This window comes from Clostridioides sp. ES-S-0054-01 (assembly GCA_021561035.1).
In the GTDB taxonomy this organism is placed as follows: Bacteria; Bacillota; Clostridia; order Peptostreptococcales; family Peptostreptococcaceae; genus Clostridioides.
The window spans coordinates 3,876,006-3,891,063 of the sequence record CP067346.1 but is presented as its reverse complement, the minus strand read 5'-3'; the positions used below and the strand labels follow the sequence as shown (position 1 = coordinate 3,891,063).

The 15,058-nt window shown below is 29.6% G+C and carries 14 protein-coding genes; 13 read left to right on the top strand and 1 reads right to left on the bottom strand.

The annotated features are described in order from the left end of the window. Positions 1 to 7 precede the first annotated feature (7 nt). The 5 genes from JJC02_17755 to JJC02_17735 all read left to right on the top strand — a co-directional run bounded on the left by JJC02_17755 (position 8) and on the right by JJC02_17735 (position 5,167). Complete coding sequence (locus JJC02_17755) at positions 8 to 1,102, top strand: DUF871 domain-containing protein (protein UDN54673.1); 1,095 nt, start codon at positions 8 to 10, stop codon at positions 1,100 to 1,102. Position 1,103: 1 nt separating this feature from the next. Then, positions 1,104 to 2,216 carry an amidohydrolase/deacetylase family metallohydrolase gene (locus JJC02_17750; GenBank protein UDN54672.1) on the top strand — a complete coding sequence of 371 codons (1,113 nt, stop codon included), beginning with the start codon at positions 1,104 to 1,106 and terminating at the stop codon, positions 2,214 to 2,216. A 39-nt stretch (positions 2,217 to 2,255) separates the two neighbouring features. Continuing rightward, positions 2,256 to 3,365 (top strand): DgaE family pyridoxal phosphate-dependent ammonia lyase, encoded by a 1,110-nt coding sequence (locus tag JJC02_17745; GenBank protein ID UDN54671.1) that lies wholly within the window; start codon positions 2,256 to 2,258, stop codon positions 3,363 to 3,365. A 64-nt stretch (positions 3,366 to 3,429) separates the two neighbouring features. Continuing rightward, positions 3,430 to 4,170: a KDGP aldolase family protein gene (locus JJC02_17740; protein ID UDN54670.1), complete on the top strand. Its 741-nt coding sequence runs from the start codon at positions 3,430 to 3,432 to the stop codon at positions 4,168 to 4,170. A gap of 4 nt (positions 4,171 to 4,174) precedes the next feature. Continuing rightward, a complete protein-coding gene (locus JJC02_17735; GenBank protein UDN54669.1) occupies positions 4,175 to 5,167 on the top strand; it encodes a sugar kinase in 993 nt (330 codons plus the stop codon). A 124-nt stretch (positions 5,168 to 5,291) separates the two neighbouring features. Here the strand turns inward: JJC02_17735 and JJC02_17730 are convergent, their stop codons facing one another. Next, entirely contained in the window at positions 5,292 to 6,173 is an 882-nt protein-coding gene (locus tag JJC02_17730; GenBank protein ID UDN54668.1) for a LysR family transcriptional regulator, read from the bottom strand. A gap of 272 nt (positions 6,174 to 6,445) precedes the next feature. Between JJC02_17730 and JJC02_17725 the strand changes: the two genes are divergently transcribed. From JJC02_17725 to JJC02_17690, 8 genes are all read left to right on the top strand, one after another. Further along, a complete protein-coding gene (locus tag JJC02_17725; GenBank protein UDN54667.1) occupies positions 6,446 to 7,834 on the top strand; it encodes a hypothetical protein in 1,389 nt (462 codons plus the stop codon). A gap of 26 nt (positions 7,835 to 7,860) precedes the next feature. Further along, positions 7,861 to 8,814, top strand: a complete 954-nt coding sequence (locus JJC02_17720; GenBank protein ID UDN54666.1) for an NAD(P)H-dependent oxidoreductase — start codon at positions 7,861 to 7,863, stop codon at positions 8,812 to 8,814. A 52-nt stretch (positions 8,815 to 8,866) separates the two neighbouring features. Next, on the top strand, positions 8,867 to 9,091 hold the full coding sequence (locus JJC02_17715) for a hypothetical protein (GenBank protein UDN54665.1): 225 nt from the start codon (positions 8,867 to 8,869) through the stop codon (positions 9,089 to 9,091). Next, a complete protein-coding gene (locus JJC02_17710; GenBank protein ID UDN54664.1) occupies positions 9,084 to 9,596 on the top strand; it encodes a DUF1097 domain-containing protein in 513 nt (170 codons plus the stop codon). The genes JJC02_17715 and JJC02_17710 overlap by 8 nt, the downstream gene beginning before the upstream one ends. Before the next feature lie 52 nt (positions 9,597 to 9,648). Continuing rightward, complete coding sequence (locus JJC02_17705; GenBank protein UDN54663.1) at positions 9,649 to 10,503, top strand: acetyl-CoA hydrolase; 855 nt, start codon at positions 9,649 to 9,651, stop codon at positions 10,501 to 10,503. 353 nt (positions 10,504 to 10,856) lie between these two features. Further along, on the top strand, positions 10,857 to 11,651 hold the full coding sequence (locus JJC02_17700; protein UDN54662.1) for a MerR family transcriptional regulator: 795 nt from the start codon (positions 10,857 to 10,859) through the stop codon (positions 11,649 to 11,651). 103 nt (positions 11,652 to 11,754) lie between these two features. Further along, positions 11,755 to 12,576: a CPBP family intramembrane metalloprotease gene (locus JJC02_17695; GenBank protein UDN54661.1), complete on the top strand. Its 822-nt coding sequence runs from the start codon at positions 11,755 to 11,757 to the stop codon at positions 12,574 to 12,576. Between the two features lie 384 nt (positions 12,577 to 12,960). Continuing rightward, positions 12,961 to 15,048 (top strand): transcription antiterminator, encoded by a 2,088-nt coding sequence (locus JJC02_17690; protein UDN54660.1) that lies wholly within the window; start codon positions 12,961 to 12,963, stop codon positions 15,046 to 15,048. The last annotated feature ends 10 nt before the right edge of the window (positions 15,049 to 15,058 follow it).

The following is a 15,058-nucleotide window of genomic DNA, read 5'->3' as shown; positions in this document are numbered from 1 at the left end:
GAGAAAGATGGAAAGAAGATTAGGTATATCAGTATATCCAGAGCATAGTAATATGGAAGATGATAAAGCATATATAAAAATGGCTTCAAAGTATGGATTTAAAAGAATATTTATGTGTATGCTTTCAATTACAAGACCAAAGAAAGAGGTTAAAAAACATTTTAAAGAGATTATAACTTACGCAAGAGACTTAGGATTTGAAGTAATCCTTGATATAGCTCCAAATATATTTGATATATTAGAAATATCTTATGATGATTTAACATTTTTCAATGAGTTAAATGCTAGTGGAATAAGACTTGACTATGGATATGATGGAAGTAAAGAAGCAATGATTTCTTTCAACCCATATGATTTAAAAGTAGAGCTAAATATGAGTAATGATGTAGCATACTTAGATAATATAATTACGTACAAGCCAAATATAAATAATATATATGGTTGTCATAATTTTTATCCTCAAAAGGGTACAGGTCTACCGTATGATTTCTTTGTAAGATGTTCAAATAGATTTAAAAAGTATGGAATAAGAACTGCGGCTTTTGTTAATTCAAAACATGCAACAATAGGACCTTGGAATATAAATGATGGACTGTGTACACTTGAAATGCATAGAAATTTAGATATAACTACAGCAACTAAACACTTATTTGCAACTGGTTTGATTGATGATGTGATTGTAGGAAATGCATATGCAAGTGAAGATGAGTTAAAAAGAATGGCTGAAGTAAATAAATATCAAGTTGTATTTAATGTAGTAGCCGAGGAGAAAACTTCTGAAGTAGAAAAGATAATAATGATAAACGAGCAACATTTTAGAAGAGGGGACATAACTAGTCAGGTAGCCAGGTCTACAGAGGTAAGAAAAAAATATGCTAAAGAAAATTTCCCTAAACATGATAACATTACTGTTTTTAAAAGAGGAGATGTAGTGATTGGTAATGATGACTTTGGAAAGTATAAAGGGGAATTACAGTTGATACTTCAAGACTGCGAAGATGAAAGAAAAAATAAGGTTGGTAGAATAAAGGAAGATGAAATAATGCTTTTAGACTTTATTGAACCTTGGAGTAAATTTAAGATTATTTTAGAGGGAGAGTAAAGTGAAGATAGACATATTAATCAAAGGTGGAAAAACAGTAGATAAACATATAATTGATATCGCTATATTAGAAGGTAAAATAATAGAGGTAGCAAATCATATAGATGATTCTAAGTATCAGGCAAGCCAAATCATAGAACTGGATGGAGAGACATTTATTAGTGCAGGGTGGATAGATATACATACACACTGCTATGAAAGGTTAGAGATTTACAAGGATTATCCTGATGAGGTTGGAATAAAAAGTGGAGTTACTACTGTAGTAGATACAGGTACAACAGGTGCTTTAGATATAGATAAATTTTATAAGGATACTAAAAAGTACAAAACAAATGTATATGCTTTAATAAATATTGCTAAGCAAGGAATAACATCTCAAGATGAACTTTCAAATATGATGAGCATAGATGAGGATAAGCTTAAAGATGCAGTTAAAAAATACAAAGATTTTATTGTTGGAATCAAAGCTAGAATGAGTAAAAGTGTTGTAATTTCAAATGGTATTGAACCCTTGAAGTTAGCCAAAAGAATTAAAAAAGAACTTAATCTACCTATGATGGTTCACTTTGGCAGTTCTCCTCCAACTATAGAGGATATATTAGGTTATATGGAAAAAGGTGATATATTAACTCATATATATAATGGAAAACCAAATGGAATATTAAAAGGTAATAAAGTTAAAGCTGAAATTATAGAAGCTAAAGAAAGAGGTATAATCCTTGATGTAGGTCATGGAACAGAAAGTTTTAGTATGGATGTTGCAATGAAAGCTAAGGATGCAGGACTTTTTCCAGATACTATAAGTACAGATATATATATTAAAAATAGAATAAATGGTCCAGTATATAGCTTGTCTACAACAATGGAAAAGTTTATATATATGGGTTATTCACTTGAAGATATAATAAATAAGGTTACTAAAAATGCAGCAAATGCAATAAACTTAAAAAATAAAGGTTTAATAAAAAAAGGATATGATGCTGATTTAACCATATTTGACGTGGTGAATGAAGAAAAAGAACTTCAAGATTCTTTGAATAAGTCAGTAATCACAAATACGTCCATAAAGCCAAAGGCTGTAGTAATAAATGGAGAGTATTTGAATATATGTTAGTCCATAAAATAGAATACATAGATGGGAGAGACTGATTGTATGAGTAGTATATTTGAAAAGTACTCTGTAAAACGTGTTATAAATGCTTCAGGTAAAATGACTATACTAGGTGTGTCAACACTAGATAAGGAAGTTATTGAAGCAATAGGTCAAGGGTGTGAAAATTTCTTCATAGTAGAAGAACTTGTAAATAAAACAGGTGAATATATATCAAATTTACTAGGGTGTGAAAGTGCAGTAATAGTTTCTAGTGCATCTGCTGGAATTGCACAGAGTGTAGGTGCAATAATAGCAAAGGATGATATGAATTTAGTTTACAATATAAATAACCATAAGAAACAAGTTAAAAGGGAAATAATAATTCCAAAAGGGCACAATGTTGACTATGGAGTTCCAGTAGAAACAATGATAAGACTTGGCGGTGGAGAAGTTGTTGAGGCTGGATATAGCAATATGTGCAATAAGGAACATATAATAAGAGAGATAAATGACAATACAGCAGCAATTATGTATGTTAAATCTCATCATTGTGTTCAAAAGAGTATGCTAAGTGTATTAGATGCAGTGCAAGTTGCCAAAGAATATAATTTACCTTTAATAGTAGATGCAGCTGCAGAGGAAGATTTAAAAGTATACTATGAATTAGGAGCAGACTTAGTCATCTACAGTGGTGCAAAGGCTATAGAGGGTCCTAGTTCAGGGTTAGTAATAGGTAGGAAAAAACACATAGATAATGTAAAGCTTCAATCAAAGGGTATTGGAAGAGCTATGAAAATAGGAAAAGAAAATATAGTAGGTTTAACATGTGCAATTGAGAGATATGTGAATAGTGAGAAGGTAACTTTAAAAGAAATGGAAGATAAGCTAAATCCATTTATAGATAAGATAAATACTTTAAAAGGAGCAAGTGCTAACATAACTAGAGATTCAGCAGGTAGAGAAATACTTCGTGGAGAGATTAGTTTTAATGAAGACGTGATAAATAAATCAACACAACAAATTATAAACGAACTTAGAGGTGGAGAGATAGCCATATATACTAGAGATTATAAGTCTAATGAAGGTAATATAGAGGTCGATATAAGAAGCGTGAGTGAAGATGATTTAGATATTATTTATAATAGAATAAAAGAGATAATAGAAAAATAGAAAATAAGATAAATAAAATTATAAAGATTTATTAAATTAAATTTTACTAATGGAGGTAACTGATATGAATTGTACACCAAAATATTATAAAGATAGAGTTTGTCTAAATGTTCTTGCAGGAAGTATAAAAAATGCCAAAGAAATATATGATGCTTGTGATGGGCATGTATTAGTAGGAGTACTATCGAAGAATTATAGTACTGTAGAAACAGCTATTGAAGATATGAAAAAATACTCAAGGGAAATAGACAATGCAGTATCTGTAGGTCTTGGAGCTGGGGATCCGAATCAGTCAAATATGGTATCTCAAATTTCTAAAGAACTTCAACCACAACATATAAACCAAGTATTTACAGGTATAGCTACATCCAGAGCCTTACTTGGTCAAAACGATAGCATAATAAATGGACTAGTTTCTCCAACTGGTAAACCAGGATTTGTAAAGATATCTACAGGTCCATTAAGTTCAAAGGAGGAAGATGGTATAGTTCCTATAGAAACAGCTATAGCTATGATGAAGGATATGGGAGGAAGTTCAGTTAAGTTTTTCCCAATGGGAGGGCTTAAAACAAAAGATGAATATATAGAAGTTGTAAAAGCTTGTGTAAAGCATAACTTTTATCTAGAGCCAACAGGAGGTATAGACTTAGATAACTTCAAAGAGATAGTTCAAATTGCACTTGATGCTGGTGTAGAAAAAGTTATACCTCATGTTTATACATCAATAATCGATAAAGAAACAGGTGATACAAAAGTAGAAGATATAAAAGTACTTTACAAAATAATGAAAGAATTATTGGGATAGATTTATGAATATATTAGCTTTTGGTGAAATAATGATGAGACTTTCAGTACCTGATTATAAGTTTTTAACACAAACCAGCCAATTAAATTATGTAATTACAGGTACAGGATTAAATATATTATCTGGGCTTAAAAACTTTGGATACGATACCTACATGTTAACAAAGTTGCCCAATAATAATGTAGGTAAAGCATCAAGTGCAAATATAAGAAAGCTTGGAGTAAAAGATGACTTTATTATATATGGAGGAAATCATATTGGAATATACTTTCTTGAAACTGGATATGGAGAAAGGCCTTCTGAAGTGACTTATTTAAATAGGTTAAATAGTTCATTCTGTGAGAGCAGATTACAAGACTATGATATTGATAAATGTCTAGAAGGAATTGATGTAGTCCACATTTGTGGTATTACTATGCAGCTTACAGATTCAGTTAAAGAGGTTGCTTTAGAACTAGCTAAAAAATCTTATGAAAAGGGCATAAAAGTATTCTTTGATTTTAATTTTAGGCAATCGCTAAATCCAGACAAGACTTATGATGATTTAGTAAATGATTATAAAGAAATATTACCATATTGCCATGGATTATTTGCTAGTTATAGAGATATAAATAAAATACTTAATATAGATACTCTAGATATAAAAGTGAGTTCAGAATTGATTAAAAAAGAGTATGATATAGAAATTGTAGCTGGAACTATGAGACGATTTGATGATATGAACAATAAATTTATAAAGGGATATATATCAAATAATGATGGCTATTTTGAAAGTAGGGAATATAAGTTAGAAATATATGACAGGGTTGGTGCTGGAGATGGATATGTAGCAGGAATTATGTATTCGTATTTGGAAAAGATGAGCAATGAAGATATAGTTGAATTTGGAGTTGCTAGTTCAGTTTTAGCCCATACAACTTATGGTGATAGTTCTTTAGTAAACACAAATCATGTATTTAGACTTATGAACAATGAGAAATTAGATATATTGAGATAGTATTTTTAGATTAGATTTATAGTGATATATTACGAATGTTCTCGGCATACCTAATTAATAAAATTAAGTAAAAAAATAGCATTAACCATATAAAAATGGCTAATGCTATTTTTTTTGCTTAATTTTATACTATAGAAATAAACTTTTCTAATGCTGGGTTTGTATTGTTTTTATTCCATACAACTACAACCTCAATTCTATCTTTTACTTCATTTATAGGTACTATTGCAATATCACGTTCTATCATTGTATCTGTAACACAAAATGAAGGTAAAATGGATATCCCCATGTTAGAGGCTACTAATGATTCAATAGTATTAAGATTATTTGAACGTTGCACCACATTAGGCACAAATCCAGCTTCACGATATCTATTCTGTATCATGGATTTTTGCCCATACTCATCTCCTGTTTCCTTTACAAAAATAAACTTCTCGTGTTGTAATTCAATTAAATCAATATAATCTTCATTGTAAAGTGGATGAGCAGGGGGTAAAAGGGCTACCAAAGAATATCTTTCTACAGTTTTATATTCAAAATCTTTTAATGGTTGATTTTCTGGATTAATAACAAAGGCAATATCCATAAAATTATTTTTCACTAAGTTTAAAAGTTCGGTTATCTCATTGGTACAAATTTCCATAGATATATTAGGGTATGTATTAGAAAATTCTTTTAAATATTGTTGAAATTTACTTTTTTCATATCCTATTAAGATTCCAATACTCAAAGTTCCAAAAAAGCCATGTGCAAATTGTTGTGCTTTTTCAATAGCATCATTAATATTTTTTATTATAGTACGTGCCTCAGATAAAAAAAATTTTCCAGCAGGTGTTAATTCAACATGTCGTTTACTTCTTGTAAATAGAGTTACATTTATTTGTTCTTCTAAAGCTTTTATTTGCTGTGTAACAGCAGTTTGGGAAATATAAAATTTTTCTGCTGTTTTGGTAAAACTTAGACTTTCTGCTACAGATATAAAATATTCTAATTGTTTAGTATTCAAATAATCACCCCTATTTAAACTTGATTGTTTGTAAACCTTATTTATATATAATTAAAACTTATTATATTATAAGAAAATTTACTTTTAAAGGATATTGGAAAATATTTGTATAAAAATATATATTTTAAACATATCTTTGTATTAGATTTTATAAATTTATTAATAAGAATAACTTATATATTCCCATGAAAACGATATTGGATTTAAGTAAGTTTGTCTCATAAAATGAAAGTATATCAATTGATAATACTTCAAATAAGAAAGGAGAAAAAATGGAAGATAAATTTTATGCAAAAGGTAAAGGAAATTACGGTTATATTAAAAATCTTGAAGTTTGTTCCTTTAATAACTTAGACGGAACTTGTGGTATGTTTCAAATGGCTCTGTACAAAAGTGATGAAAAATACTATTTATATGGATGTTGTTTTGGAGGAAGTAAAAAAAATGGAGTAATGATTAGCGATGTTACGAATCCTTATAATCCACAATTTATAAAACATTTTCAAATGTTAGACCCAAAAGAGTATCCTACAACAACAACTCCAAAAATTCAAATAGCAGATGATTTAATGATAGTGGCTATGAGTTGTGGAAGTGGACCAGGAGCACTTGTTGACCAAGCTAAATTAGCAAGTATTAAGTGTGAAGCAGGAATTAGAATATATAGTTTAAAAGAAGACCCTTTAAATCCTAAGTTTTTAGGATATTGGGATTGTGGCTTAAAGCATGTAATGGGTGTTCATAGATTTATGTACAATGGTGGAAGATATGTACATTTATCAAGTGACTGTGTTGGCTTTGAAGGTCTGATTTACAGAATCATAGATATAATAGATCCGACTAATCCAGTAGAAATAGGTAAATGGTGGAGACCAGACCAATATGCAGATGGATACCCAAATAGAACTTTTGATCCAGGAGCACCTCATTGCCCAGAATTTATGGATAAAGGATGGCTTCATGGACCTCCATTTGTAAGAGATGGAAAAGCGTATTGTGGTTATGGTGGAGCTGGATTAGTTGTACTAGATGTTGAGGACTTAACAAGACCAAAATGCTTAGGTGAATTACCATTCATGCCTGCATTTTCTAGTAGACTTGCAGGAGCAAGAACTCATACAGCACTACCATTACCGGGAAGGGATTTAGTTGTTGTTCAAAATGAAGGAGAACGATTTCAATTTTTTAAACCAGATAGTATCACAGACGTTCAAGCTATGAATAATATACATATGGTTGATGTTAGTAACGCAACACAGCCAACATTAATTGCTCAATTCCCATATCCTGAAGTACCACAGGATTTTCCTTATCCTAACTTTAATGTTGCAGGTCTAGGAAAACCAGGACCATTTGGGCCACATAACCTTCATGAACCAATGGATAATAAGCCGTGGTTAGAACAAAGAGGAGATAGAGTATATTGCTGTTATTTCCATGCAGGTTTAAGGGTTTATGATGTATCAGACCCATATTACATCAAAGAGTTAGCATATTTTATACCACCAAATCCAAATAAAACACCAGAAGAGTCTTATTTCCCAGGATTCCCTGGACCACGTTTGGCAGTAACAGAAGATATTATTGTTGATGATAGAGGCTACATCATTATAGATGCTTTAGATGATGGATTCTATATATTAAAAATGAAAGAAGATTAATAAACATTAAAGAGGGAGAATAAAAAATGAAAATATTAGGTATTTCTTTTGGAACAAAAAATGGAAATAATGACACAATGTGTAAAGTGGCACTTAAAGGAGCTCAAGAAGCAGGAGCTGAAGTAGAATTTATTCAAATGTCATCACTTAATATTAAACATTGTACTGGGTGCTGTGCATGCGTTAAGACTTTACTATCTGGAAAAGGCAGTATGTGTGTACTAAAAGATGACTTTGAATGGTTACTTGACAAAATGAAAGACGCAGATGGGATAGTAGTTTCAGACCCAATATTCGAAGAAGGTGCATCAGGATTATTTCATACTATAATGGATCGTCTTGGACCAAGAGCAGATAAAGGAAATAATATTATAGGGACAAAAGTTGCAGAAGCTACAGGAGGAAAAATTCCAGACCCAAGAATGCTTAAAGATAAAGTAATATCATTCATGGGAATAGGTGGTTCAGATTGGGGTACAAGAGTTCAATGTGAGCATGCTATGCTGGCTCTAATACCAATGTGGAAAGTGATAGATAATTCTTGGTTCCCATGGGCAAAGGAACTAGTTATGGATGATGCAAAACTTGCTCAAGTTCAGCAGATAGGTTTAAACATAGTTGAAGCAGCAAGAGATTTTGAAAAAGCTTCATACCAAGGAGAGGAAGGAGTCTGTCCACATTGTCACAATAGATTATTCTATCTTGAACCAGGTACTAAAAAATCAATATGTGCTCTCTGTGGTATAGTTGGAGAATTAGATACTACAAGTGGAAAAACTGTATTTAGTTTTCCAGAAGAGCAACTAGGTCATGCTCATGATACTTTACCAGGCAAGTTTATACATGGTGATGATATTAAGAGAATGGAAGGTCATTATGCAGAAGTTCGTAAAACACCGGAATTTAAAGAAAGAAAAACAGCTTATAATTTTATAGAACCATTAACTAAAGAAAAGCAAGCTGGAGTTTCATTAGGATAATAATTAAAATACTAAGACTCTTTTTTAGGGAGTATTATAGGAGGCTTATTATATGAATGAAAAACCCTGCTTTAAACATATTGAAATTATTTTAGTAATTATTTGTTTAGTACTTACATATCAGAATGTTAGATTAGTTCCAGTATTTATTGCTATATTTATACCACTATACTTAAGTTATTTTGTAGTATCTATGATTGCAAATCCAATAACAATGAAGTTATTAGAGATAAGGCAAGCTAGAGAAACTACTAATTACAGTATAGAAAATGGATAGAAAGAAAAAAGAAATATTAACACTATCAATAGGAATTGCTTTATTACCTCCTTTATGGGCAGTGTTAGCACCTTACATAGGAATAAAAACTGGAGCTGTAGCATTAATTTGTGCAGGATTATATGTAACTAATGGTAATAAACAAAAAGATGGATTAAAAATAATGCTCGGTTTTTGGTGTGGAGATTTATGGGCAGTATTAGCCATTTTAATTATGAAATATATAAATTTCAACCCAAATTTAGAATTATTTTTAACACTCAGTATATTAGGTTTTTTTGCAGTTATAATTGCATCTTTATTTGAAAAAATAATTTTCTTACCATCATGGCTTTGTGGTTGGGCTATAGGTCTAACTATTATGACAGGTGAAAATATTATTAACTTACAGGGCATTTGTATTCAAATTGCTGTAGCTATGGCAGTAGGAGTGTGGTATGTGGGAGCAGGTGTAGATTTGTTTACTAGAGGTATTTTGAAGAAATATAAAAAAGAAGAAAATTGAAGCATGTGAATATAATTTGATTATAGGAGCATGGGAGGTTCAGTATAGGAGAATGTTTATGGGATTTGAATTTAAAATAATGAGAAGTTTAATATATGTAGGGCTTGCTAAGGAAGAGTATAGACCTAAATTAATGGACTGGTTATATCGTTACCATATTCCAGATAGTATTAGTAATTTTGCACCATATTGTACTAAATATACTTTTTATCAAGCATATCCTACACCAAATGAAGGAGAACGTTTTGGTGTCCGTAAGATGCAATTAACAGAGCATTATTGGCTTGTAGATGAGCATATGCCTGAAATGGCAAATAGAATTATGACCGAGTACATGCCTATGGATGTTCTTCGTTGGCAAGGATGTATACCAGATGTGGAGAATAAAAAAGTTCATGAGAATGCAGAAAGTGGAGATGCAGGACGTGCAGTAGGTGGGGACAACGGATGTCCACCATTTATATTTGCTTTTGTTCCAATAAACTGGGAAGAAGATTTTAGAGGAAAAGGACGTACTGTACAAGATGGACCAAACTATCGTTGGCAATTTATGATTAAGTATCCAGAAGGCATTTCCAAAGAAGAAGGGGAAAAATGGTTCTATGATGAGGTAGTTCCATACTTTACAAACTGTTGTTATGTTAATCGTTTTGTAAGTAGTAAAATTATGATTAACTATGGGGCAACTGCTTTTGACCGTGTAGTAGAATTATGGTTTGAAGGAGAAGAAGAATGGTATAAAGCTGTGGTTGAAGAGGCAAAATCATTTATTAAAAAGCCAGAATGGGCGCAAGAAGAGGAGTTCCCATATTTAAAGCCACAATTCAATATCGCATCAGTGTTTTTAGGTGATATAGCTACTATGGACGCATATTCACAGTATCGTGGATATATTCCAATGAGATAAAAATAGTGCATTTAAAGATTAAAATATTCCTTTTATGATAGAGAGTTGAAATAATAAAACTGTCATTATAAAGGGAATATTTTTATATCTAAAAAATTTTGTGATATAAAATTTAAATATTTGCAAGAATATCTTAAAGATAAAGAATTATTGTTAGAGATATATAGACAATATAAAATTTATAACATATCATATTAACAAGTTTACATTTGGGTTGTGAACTAAAAATAATAATTGCAAAGATTGTAAATACTATATTAACTGTACTCTTCTAGACTTAGAAGATGCTAGGCTTGTTAAATAGGAAGCAATTTAGTTAATATAAATAGATTATATAATAATAGGAGAATACAATGTATACAATTGGACAAGTATCTAAATTTTTAGGCATGTCTAGGGACACACTAAAATTTTATGAGGACAAAGGATTAGTAAATCCTAAGAAAAATGATGAAAATGGATATAGAAAATATAATCAGTTTGATATATATGATATCACAATGATAAATTTTTATAGAGAAATGGATATAGAAATTAAAAAGATTCAAGAAATAAGAAAAAGTAAGAGTATAAACAATTTAGAACTTTTGCTAGAAGAGAAAGAACAAATTATACTAGAAGAGATAGAATATAAAAAGCTTATTTTAAAAAAGATTCAGTTAGTTAAAGAACAATGCAAAAAAATTAAGAAATATTTTGGAAAATACACAATAAAAGAAATGAAGCCTTTAGAAGTAAAGGGTAGAATAAAACATGTTACTGATTATGATGAATATGAGATTTTAAGAGAGAATACAAACAACTTAAAAAAAACAGTTACATTAACTGATTTAAGGAGAGTAATAAGTTTTAATGAAGAAGGTATAATAGAAGATGAATTTATAGTTGTAAGAGAAGTAGATGACTTCGACAAAGGTATAAAAGGTAAAGTTCTTACTCATCCTAATTGTATTTATACTATTATTGAAGATGGAAGATGGTCAACTAGAGGAGAAAATATTGATAATAAGGTGAAAGACAGATTAGGAAAAATAGCAATAGAAAATGGATATGAATTACTTGGAATAGTCTATGTTAACATATTACTTACTACTTATGAAGAAGGGCTTGAACGTATATTTCTGGAGATTTACGCCCCTATAAAATAACATAAAAGTATTGACCTGAGACTTACTCATAGGTTTAAACTCAATATATAAAAAGTTATAACTTATATAAAAGTTAAATATTAATTTGAAATGAGGATTACTTATGAGAATAGAGAAGATATCAGAAAGACCTATAGCCAGTTTTATTATTCTAACAAATATAATTTTCTTACCACTTTTATTATTAGTAGTAGCAACTATAAAGTTAAAATTTCCAACAGTAGTATCTGATATTACTTTATGTATAGCGTCTTGGTCGTCAACCTTTGCATTTATGATATTATTTAAAATAATTTACCCAGATAAAAGGTTTATAGTATATGTAAAAGATAAATTTAGAAATAGACTTAAAATTTCAATAGTGTCTATAGTGATTAGTATACAAGTTTTAATAGCTATAGTAGTTATATTGTTAACATCTAAAAGTCGTGGAACAATACCTAGCTTTACAGTTTCATCATTGGGAATGTTTATACATTTATTCTTAAAAAATTTATTTGCAGGACCATTAGGTGAGGAGTTAGGATGGAGGGGTTTTATTCAAAATGAACTTCAGAAAAAATACTCTCCTTTAAAGGCATCAATAATAGTAGGATTTTGGTGGGGAATATGGCACTTACCAATATGGTTTACAACAGGATTCACAGGGGTTGATTTGATAAAATATATTATATTTTTTATGATTACAATTATATCAATTAGCATTATAATAGCAACTTTTTATAATTTAAATAAAACTCTGCTAGTGACTATTACGATACATCAAGTATTTAACTTTCTAATTGGTATAACTAGTGGAAACTTAATAGAGATTATAAAATACTATGCGATATTATATTTAATAGTTGCAATTATATTGATAATTATAAATCCGAGAAATACACTATATAAAAAGTTCTCTAAAGAAACAACACAAACTCTTTAAGAGTATAAGGTATAATAATATAATTTTAATGGATTTGTAGCAAATGTAATGTATTAGAACTATATAAGAGAAGGCACATAATTTTATTTTAAATTAATGTGCTTTTTTAGTTGAAATAATTTATTAAAAGTTAAGATAGTTTTTATTATTTAAAGCAATCTTTCTTGAGCTTCTTTACCTAAAGAAGCCTTTTTGTTTATAAAATATACAGTTGTATTATAGCATCTATTTTAGATAAGTTTAATTTTTGTCTCAATCTAAAACAAAAGTTATACTTAAATGAAATTGAAAACAATAAAATTCTCAAATAAAATAAATATTGTGGAGGTGATAAAAAATCCAATGATAATATGAAGACTAATCTTAATAAGAAAGTAGGGATTAATGGTAGTGGACAAAGAAATTGTATCAATTCTCCAGATTTTATTAAATAGCACATTGATTACAACTAATGGATTACAAGAAGAATCCAATTCATCAAAGAGACAAATTACTTATAGAATAAATAAAATCAATGACATGCTTAAAGTAAAAAAAGTACCACTTATATGTTTAAGAGCTGATAAAGATATTATCGTTAGAAAAGAAACAAAAAAAGCAATTAAAGAAATTCTAGAAAAAAACTATTCTAAGAATACTTACTACTTTAGTAAAATAGAAAGACTTTTATATATGTATTTAATGCTTTTTATTAATATGGAGGACATCTCAATTAATCATTTTATAAATTCTATAAAAGTAAGTAGGTCTACTGTAAATCTGGACTTTAAAGATTTAATACCAAACCTTGAAAAAAAGGGTATTGACGTTAAGAATAATCGTATAAATGGTTATTACTTAGTTGGAAACGAGATGGAAATCAGGAGAGTACTTATTAAGAACATTATAGAAACGCTGTCTAATGAGAAAAGTTCAAGAGTATTTGATATTTTTATTGAAGAATATAATTTAGACAGCTTTGAAGAAGCTAAAAAAATTATATTAAAGCTTATAAAAAAATATGAAATTACTTTTGTTGAAGACAGATTAATAGAATTTATATATATATTTATCTTTCTGAAAGCAAGGATGTGTTCAACTAGAATAGATACACAAGAAAATATAGATATTCCTAATATTGCAGTCATGAGTTCAATGAAGGAATATAAATTTGCTAAGGAATTATTAGAAGTATATGAGAGTGAAGAAAAAATAAAACCTCATAATATAATGTATATTAGTGCTTGGATTTTAGGTATATCAGTAGGGAATTATGAAGAAGATACAGAAGATAAGGCTGTAATTTCAAAAATTGTAAATAAAATTATGACAAGATTTGGTTATTTAAGTGGAGTTTATTATATAAGTCAAGAAAAAATATTTAAACAATTATATTCTCATTTTAGACCGGCCTATTATAGACTTTTATTTAAATTACCTATTTATAATCCACTTTGTGAAAAAGTAAAAGAAGAATACAAATTAGTTTATAGAATCGTAAGTAATGCAATGAAAGAGTTTTGTGGATTATTTGGAGAAGAAATTCAAGAGGAGGAATTAGCATACTTAACAATGCACTTTGCAACACTTTTCTCAAATAAAAAAGAATTTGATGGTTTTAGAAAAAGGATAGCATTAATAGTTTGTTCAAATGGTGTTGGTAGTTCAGCTATTTTACATGCGGAACTCACAAACTTATTTCCTGACTTGCATTTTATACCGATGTCAGAATCAGTTGGATTGGAGAATATCAGTGAACCTGTAGACATTGTTTTTACTACTAATTATAATACAGAGGGTCTAAAAACAGATGTACCAGTAATTAAAGTAAGCCCTGTTATGACCACAAAAGAAAAATATAAAATTACACGTGAAGTATACATTCAATTAGGTGATATTTTTTTAAGACAACCTAAAATAGATGAGGTTATGGGGATAATAAAAAAATATGCAAAAGTAACTTCTGAAAGTATTCTTTCAAGTGAGTTAATAGCTTATTTTACACAAATAGAGAATTTTACGTCTAAGGAAGGAGAAGGACCTATGCTAAGTGACATCACTAATGAAGCATTAATAAAACTAAAGGTAAAAGCTAAAGACTGGGAGGAAGCTATTAGACAATCAGCTTCTGTCTTAGTTGAAAACAATAAAGCAACTGAAGCCTATGTTGATGCTATGGTTAATTCAGCTAAAGCATCTGGGCCATACATAGTAATTACAAAACATGTGGCACTTCCACATGCTAGACCAGAAGCAGGTTCAAAAGATATTGCAATAGGAATTGCTACTCTAGAGAAGCCTATTGAGTTCGGAAATGATGAAAATGACCCTGTAAAATATGTATTTTGCTTAAGTGCAATAGATAATAATAGTCATTTGCGTGCTATGTCTGAACTGGTTGAATTATTGGAACAGGATGAATTTTTTAAAGTCCTGGATAATGCCAAGGAAGCCAAGGATATTATTGATTTTATAAAAATAAAAGAATTATAAGAGGGGGATT